This is a genomic window from Nonomuraea sp. NPDC001684, from assembly GCF_053596515.1.
On the sequence record NZ_JBSFGJ010000471.1, the window covers coordinates 1 to 6,908 of the forward strand.

A 6,908-nucleotide genomic window follows, 5' to 3' on the forward strand; every position below is an offset into this window, starting at 1 on the left:
CACCTGCCAGAGCTCATGCGCGACGAGGCCCTGCAGAGGCAGCGCACACCCCGGGCAGCTGGAAACCGGCTCCTGAAGCCCGGCCCCCGACAACACCTCGAACGCCAGCCCGCCGAGCTGCGTGGCGCCGAGCGCGTCGGCCGCCACCCCGCCCACCTGCACCGGCACCGGACGCCCGGCGCGCAGCGCCTCGTGCAGCGTGGGGATGGCGTACGGCTCCACCGCCACGATCCGCGGCGCGTCTCCCCCGGCACGGGCCCCCAGGGTGATCCCGCCGGCGAGCCCGCCGCCGCCCACGGCCACCACCACCGTGTCCACGCCCCCGGTCTGCTCCATGATCTCCAGCCCGGTCGTGCCCTGCCCGGCCAGCACCTCGACCTGGTCGTAGGCGTGCACGGCCAGCGCCCCCGTCTCGGCGGCGCGCTTGGCGGCGGCCTCCGCGGCCTCGGAGTAGATCGCCCCGGTCTGGGTGGTGTGCGCGCCGAGCGCCTTGAGCCCGGCCACCTTCACCGGGCTCGTCACCTCCGGCACGAAGATCTCGGCCCGCACGCCGAGCGCCCTGGCGGCGTGGGCGACGGCCAATCCGTGGTTGCCGCCGCTGGCCGCGATGACCCCGGCGGCGGGCAACGGGCCGGCCGACAGGATGCGGTTGAAGGCCCCCCGCACCTTGAAGGAGCCCGAGTGCTGCAGCAACTCCAGTTTCATTAACAGGCCCGGCGAGATCTCCAGGACGGGCGTGCGCAGCACGTGCCCTTCGATCCGGCCGGCCGCGTCGAGGACGTCCTGGTAAGTGACGGTGGTCACGGCTCTCCTTCGGTCGTGCGCCCGCGATCGGCGGGCATGAGCCGACGCTATCCGAGCGCCTGGGCCACGTCTGCCCACAGGTCCTCGGGATGCTCGATGCCCACGGCCACGCGCACCATGCCCTCGCTCACGCCGTGCCTGGCCAGGTCCTCGGGGCCGAGGAAGCGGTGGGAGGTGGTGGCGGGCTGCATGACGCGGGTCTCGACGCCGCCGAGCGAGGGGGCGATGCGCGCCAGCCGTACGGACCGCATGAACGCCTCCCCCGCCGCCCGCCCGCCGGCCAGCTCGAAGGAGAACACGCCGCCGAAGGCGGGCAGCAGCTTGGCGGCCAGCTCGTACGACGGGTGCGCGGGCAGCCCCGGCCAGTGGACGGCCGACACGGCGGGGTGCTCGGCGATCCGGCGGGCCAGGAGGTCGGCGTTGGCGTAGTGGCGCTCCATGCGCAGCGGCAGCGTCTGGATCCCGCGCAGCGTCAGCCAGGCCGTGAAGGGCGCGGCCGCGGCGCCCAGTTCGGTGGCGAAGTGCCAGACCCTGCCGTACAGGTCGGGGTCGGCGAAGACGGCGATGCCGCCGATCACGTCGCCGTGGCCGGACAGGTACTTGGTGGCGGAGTGCACGACGACGTCGGCGCCGTGCTCAAGGGGGCGGCAGAGCACGGGCGTGGCGAAGGTGTTGTCCACCACCGACAGGACGCCCAGCTCGCGGGCCGTGGCGCACATCGCGGGCAGGTCGGCGACCAGCCCCAGCGGGTTGCTGATGGTCTCCAGGTAGACCAGCCGCGTCTCGGGCCGGACGGCGGCGCGCAACGCGGCGGGGTCGTTCTCGGGGACGTGGGTGACGGCGATGCCGAACCTGCCGGCCAGGTCGTTGAGCATCGTGGCGGTGCCGCCGTACAGGGAGCGCTGGGCGATGAGGTGGTCGCCGGGCTTGAGCAGGGCGAGCAGCACGGTGTTGATCGCGCCCATGCCGGAGGCGGCGGCCAGCGCGGCGGCGCCGCCCTCCAGGCCGGACACCGCCAGCTCCAGGGCGCGCACGGTGGGGTTGGTGTCGCGGCCGTAGACGAAGGCGTCGTCGGGACGGGTCATCGCCACGCCCATCAGCTCGGGGTCGTCGAAGGCGAACCCGGCGCTCTGGTAGATGGGCATGCCGATCGGCCGGCTGCCCTCGACCGGGGGCTGCGGCAGGTGGACGGCACGCGTCTCAGGGCGAAAATCACTCATGTCATCGAATATCCCCCGGATTGGTGTGCGGGTGCAGAGCCAATACCGGAGAATTGGTCCATGAATAGAGCCAATCCCGATGACCTCGTCCACCTGCTGGGCCGGTGGGCCTCCGGGCGCGGGCCGCTCTACCTGCTGCTCGCCGCCCGGCTGCGGGCGCTCGTCGACGACGGCGTGCTGCCGCCCGGCGAACGGCTGCCGCCCGACCGGGTGCTGGCCGACCGGCTCGCCGTCGGCCGCGGCACGGTGGTCGCCGCCTACGAGCTGCTCCAGCAGGAGGGCCGGGTGACGCGCCGCCAGGGCAGCGGCACCCGCGTCGCGCCGGGCGACCCGCCGGCCACCAGGACGGCCGACGGCGTGGCGGCCAACCCGCTGATGCTGAACCTCCTGCACGACTCCGACGGCGTGCGGCTGCTGACATGCGCGGCGCCGGACGACCCGCCGCCGGCACTGTTCGAGGCGTACCAGGAGGCGGGGGCGCGGGTGGCCGGCCTGCGCGACCTGGGCTACCACCCGGCGGGCCACCCCGCGCTCCGCGAGGCGCTGGCGGGCTACTACGCCGCGCGCGGCCTGCCCACCACGGCGGACCAGATCATGGTGACGACGGGCGCGCAGCAGGCGCTCACGCTGCTGGCCGGGCTGCTGGTGGCGCCGGGCGACACCGTGCTGACCGAGTCGCCGACGTACCCGGGCGCGCTGGAGGTGTTCCGGCACGCGGCGGCCGTCGTCAAGCCCGTCGACCTGGGTGAGGACCAGGCACGGCGGGCCGTGCGCGAGCGGCCGGCGCTGGTCTACGGCGTGCCCACCGCGCGCAACCCCGACGGCGCGGTCATGGACGACCCGGGCCGCAGGCGGCTGGCCGCCCTGGCCGCCGCGCACGACGTGCCGCTGATCGACGACGAGGTCTGCGCCGAGCTGTGCTTCTCGGGCGGGACGCCGGCGCCGGTGGCCGCCTTCGGCGGGGGCGAGCGGGTCGTCACCGTCGGCTCGCTGAGCAAGCTGGTGTGGGGCGGGCTGCGGGTGGGCTGGATCCGCGCGGCGGCGCCGGTGGTCTCGCGGCTGTCCCGGCTGCGGGCCGTGCACGATCTCGGCGGCGAGGTCTTCAGCCAGCTCGCCGCCGTCGCGCTGCTGCGCCGCCTCGACGAGGTGCGCGAGACCCGCGTACGCGCCCTGCGCCGGCGGCACGACCACCTGTGCGCCGAGCTGCGGGCGCGCCTGCCGTCCTGGACGTTCGAGCCGGCCCAGGGCGGCCAGACCGTCTGGGTGCGCCTGCCGCGCGGCGACGCCGGCTCCTTCGCCCAGGTGGCGCTCCGGCACGGCGTCGCGGTGCCGCCGGGCGGCTCCTTCGACCCGCTGGGCGGCCACGCCGCCCACCTGCGCCTGCACTTCCTGTTCCCCGAGGAGGAGCTGTCGCGGGCGGTGTGCGACCTCGCGGCGGCCTGGGCGGCCTACGACGGCGCCGGGAAACCCGTCTCCCGGCACGCCCTCGTCGTCTGACAGGGTGGGGGCCATGGAAACGACCTTCGTGCTGGTGCACAGCCCTTCCGTCGGGCCCTCGACGTGGGCTCCGGTGGCCGAGTCGCTGGGGCGGCGCGGCCGGGCGGCCGTCGTCCCCGACCTGACCGGCGTGTCCGCCGGCGGGGCGCCGTACTGGCCGCGCGTGGCCGCGGCGGTGCGCGCGGCCGTGCCCTCCGACGGGCCGCTCGTGCTGGTGGCGCACAGCAACGCCGGGTTCTTCGTGCCGGTGATCAAGGAGGGGCTGGGCGACCGGGTGGTGGCCTGCGTGTTCGCCGACGCGCACGTGCCGCCGTCCCAGGGGCTGGTCAGGACGGCCGAGGAGGGCTTCCTGCCGTTCCTGCGCGGCCTGGCGGGCCCCGACGGCGTGCTGCCGCGCTGGACCGACTGGTGGGACGAGGAGGACATCGTGGCCATGCTCCCCGACCCCGCCCAGCGGCTGCTGGTCACGGGCGAGCAGCCGCGACTGCCCCTCGACTACTACACGCAGCCCGTCCCCGTGCCCGCGGGCTGGGACGCGGTCAGGTGCTCGTGCCTGTGGTTCGGGCCGCCGTACGAGGAGGTGGCCCGCGACGCGGCCGGGCGCGGCTGGCCGGTGACCCGGCTGCCCGGCCTCCACCTGCACCAGGTGATCGACCCCGAGGGGGTCACGGACGCGCTGCTGAAGCTGTCCAGGAAGTCGTGAATTCTTCACTGTCGGCCCCCTGACCCGTCCGGCCATAGTCGGACACATGATCGAGGTGACCGAGCTCAGGAAGAACCACGGGACATTCGCGGCGGTCAGGGGAGTGTCGTTCCGGGTGGGCGAGGGCGAGATCTTCGCCCTGCTCGGCCGGAACGGCGCCGGCAAGACCACCACGGTCGAGGTGCTGGCCGGCTTCCAGCGGCCGGACGGCGGCGCCGTCCGGGTCGCCGGCCTCGACCCCTGGTCCGACCGCGCGGCCGTCCGGCAGCGCGTCGGCATCATGCTCCAGGAGGCCGGGTTCTTCCCCGACCTGACGGTCGCCCAGACGGTCGCGGTCTGGCGCGACTTCACCCCCGCGCCGCGCCCGGCCGGGGAGGCGCTCGACCTGGCCGGCCTGACGGACAGGGCCGGGACCAGGGTGCGCCAGCTCTCCGGCGGCGAGAAGCGCCGGCTCGACCTGGCGCTCGCCCTGCTCGGCCGCCCCGACGTGCTGTTCCTCGACGAGCCCACGACCGGCATGGACCCCGAGGCCCGCGCGAACACGTGGGAGGTCGTCTCCGGCCTGGCCGCGCGCGGCACCACGATCCTGCTCACCACCCACTACCTGGAGGAGGCCCAGCGCCTGGCCTCGTCCATGGCGATCATGGACAGGGGCGAGATCGTCGCGGCCGGCGGGATGGCCGAGACGCTGGCCGCGCGGGGCGGACGGGTGACGTTCCGGCTGCCCGCCGGGATCTCCGCGGACGACCTGCCGCTGCCGGTCACCGTGGACGGCGGCGCCGCCGTCTGCCGGGCCGAGGACCCCGACCTGGCCGCGCAGACGCTGCTGACCTGGGCGGCCGGCCGCGGGCTGCGGCTGACCGGCCTGGAGGTCCGCGCGGCCACCCTCGAAGACCTCTTCCTCGACCTGCCCAGGAGCGCCCGATGAGCCTGACCGCCACCTACCGTCTCGGCACCCGCCTGTTCTGGCGCGACCGCGCCATGCTGGCCGCCTCGGTGATCACCCCCGTCGGGCTGACCGTGGGCATGCCGGCGCTGATGCGGCACGTCACCGGGGGCGGCGTGCCGTTCGCGACGGCGGTGTTCCACAGCTCGCTGGCGATCGTGCTGGCGCTCACCGCGTTCATGAACATCGCGGTCGCCCTGACCAACCGCCGCGACCAGCTCGTGCTCAAGCGGCTGCGCGCCGGGCTGCTGACCGACGCGCAGATCCTGGCCGGCCAGGTCGCCGGCACGGCCACGCAGACCTTCCTGGTGATCGTGCTGTGCGCGGTGGCCGTGCGGTTCGCCGCCGGGGTGCCGCTGCCGGACGACCCGCTGCTGTTCGCCGCCGTGACCGCCGCGGGCTCGGCCGTCATGGCGCTGCTGGGGGCGGCGTACACGGCGGCGATCCCGCGGAGTGAGCTGGCCGGGGCGTTCACCATGCCGGTGTTCCTGGTCGCCGCGGTGTCGGCGGGCGCGATGGGGCCGATCCCGCTGCCCTCCTGGCTGAGCCCGGTGCTGGACCTGCTGCCCACCTCGGCCGTGGTGCACGCGGCGAAGACCGGGGAGGCGCTCGTGCCGGCGCTCGTCCTGGCCGGGTGGGCGGTGGTGGGCGTGGTGGCGATCCGGTCGTGGTTCCGCTGGGAACCGCGCCGGTCCTGAGTCGGACATAATCGCTGCTGTGGTGGTCTCGTCCTCGGCGCAGAGGCTCGCGCGCGTGCTCATCACGGGCGTCTCGGTCGTCTATTCGCTCATCGGGCTGCTCTACTTCATGGGCGGCCCGGCGATCGGGCTGCTCGCGGCGGCCGTGACGGTCGCCGTCGTCTCCACCCACTACGTCAACATGCGGGCCGCCCTGCGCGGCGGGCGCCCGCCGCTGTTCCCGGCCACGCTGGTGCTCCAGGCCGTCGTCACCTACGCGGGCGACTACCTGCTGCCGAGCGGCTGGTCGTCGATCGCCGCCCCGCTGCTGGCCGGGACCCTGCTGGTGTTCCTGGGGCTGCGCTGGGCCGTGCCGCTGGTCGTCCTCATGATGCTGTACGAGGGCGCCACCATGTGGATCGGCCCCCACTACGCCGTGGTCACCCTGTTCTACGTGATCGCCATCCCCATCACCGGCTCGATGATCTACGTCCTGGTCCGGCTCGTCCGCGTCGCCGCCGAGCTGGAGGAGGCCAGGGCCGAGCTGGCCGACGCCGCCGTGCTCAAGGAACGCCTGCGCATCTCCCGCGACCTGCACGACGGCCTGGGCCGCAGCCTCACCGCCATCGCGCTCAAGGGCGACCTGGCCGCCCGCCTGATGGACCGCGACCCCGCCTCCGCCCGCGGCGAGGTGGGCGAGCTGGTACGCGTCGCCCGCGAGGCCGCCCAGGACGTCCGCCACGTGGCCCGCGGCTACCGCGCGATGTCGCTGAGCGGCGAGACCGACCGCGCGGCGGCGCTGCTGGAGTCGTCGGGGGTGAGCTGCCAGGCGCACCTGGCCGACGTGGCGCTGCCGCGGCGGGCCGAGGAGGCGCTGGCGTGGGGGGTGCGCGAGGCGGTCACCAACGTCCTGCGTCACAGCAGGGCCACCACCTGCACGATCACCACGTCGCTGCGGGACGGCCGGGTCCGCCTGGAGGTCGCCAACGACGGCGCGGCCGGCGGCGAGCCCGGCGCTGAGCCCGGCGTGCCCGGCGGTGGCCTCACCGGGCTCGCCGAAC

The 6,908-nt window shown here is 75.1% G+C and carries 7 protein-coding genes; 5 read left to right on the forward strand and 2 right to left on the reverse strand.

The genetic code is table 11. The features are described 5' to 3' along the window. Together ACWCSD_RS44135 and ACWCSD_RS44140 are read right to left on the reverse strand one after the other, a co-directional pair. Positions 1-804, reverse strand: an 804-nt coding sequence (locus ACWCSD_RS44135) for a pyridoxal-phosphate dependent enzyme (RefSeq protein ID WP_449924236.1), incomplete at its 3' end; no start/stop codon positions are given. Positions 805-851: 47 nt separating this feature from the next. Then, the gene (locus ACWCSD_RS44140) at positions 852-2,024 is read right to left on the reverse strand and encodes a trans-sulfuration enzyme family protein (protein WP_449924239.1); all 1,173 of its coding nucleotides are present in this window, start codon (positions 2,022-2,024) and stop codon (positions 852-854) included. 60 nt (positions 2,025-2,084) lie between these two features. Between ACWCSD_RS44140 and ACWCSD_RS44145 the strand changes: the two genes are divergently transcribed. The 5 genes from ACWCSD_RS44145 to ACWCSD_RS44165 form a co-directional block, all read left to right on the forward strand. Continuing rightward, positions 2,085-3,521 (forward strand): aminotransferase-like domain-containing protein, encoded by a 1,437-nt coding sequence (locus ACWCSD_RS44145; protein ID WP_449924242.1) that lies wholly within the window; start codon positions 2,085-2,087, stop codon positions 3,519-3,521. Positions 3,522-3,534: 13 nt separating this feature from the next. Continuing rightward, positions 3,535-4,224, forward strand: coding sequence for an alpha/beta hydrolase (locus tag ACWCSD_RS44150; RefSeq protein ID WP_397162288.1), 690 nt, complete (start codon positions 3,535-3,537; stop codon positions 4,222-4,224). 46 nt (positions 4,225-4,270) lie between these two features. Then, positions 4,271-5,152, forward strand: a complete 882-nt coding sequence (locus tag ACWCSD_RS44155) for an ABC transporter ATP-binding protein (protein WP_449924246.1) — start codon at positions 4,271-4,273, stop codon at positions 5,150-5,152. Then, entirely contained in the window at positions 5,149-5,868 is a 720-nt protein-coding gene (locus tag ACWCSD_RS44160; protein WP_449924248.1) for an ABC transporter permease, read from the forward strand. Before ACWCSD_RS44155 ends, ACWCSD_RS44160 begins: the two co-directional genes overlap by 4 nt. 19 nt (positions 5,869-5,887) lie before the next feature. After that, the coding region (locus ACWCSD_RS44165; RefSeq protein ID WP_449924251.1) for a sensor histidine kinase at positions 5,888-6,908 on the forward strand (1,021 nt) is incomplete at its 3' end.

What these genes read in the sequence shown, in the direction of transcription:
- ACWCSD_RS44145 (WP_449924242.1), top strand. Translation starts at nt 2,085, where the DNA reads ATGAATAGAGCCAATCCCGATGACCTCGTCCACCTGCTGGGCCGGTGG.
- ACWCSD_RS44155 (WP_449924246.1), top strand. Translation starts at nt 4,271, where the DNA reads ATGATCGAGGTGACCGAGCTCAGGAAGAACCACGGGACATTCGCGGCG.
- ACWCSD_RS44140 (WP_449924239.1), bottom strand. Translation starts at nt 2,024, where the DNA reads ATGAGTGATTTTCGCCCTGAGACGCGTGCCGTCCACCTGCCGCAGCCC.
- ACWCSD_RS44150 (WP_397162288.1), top strand. Translation starts at nt 3,535, where the DNA reads ATGGAAACGACCTTCGTGCTGGTGCACAGCCCTTCCGTCGGGCCCTCG.
- ACWCSD_RS44160 (WP_449924248.1), top strand. Translation starts at nt 5,149, where the DNA reads ATGAGCCTGACCGCCACCTACCGTCTCGGCACCCGCCTGTTCTGGCGC.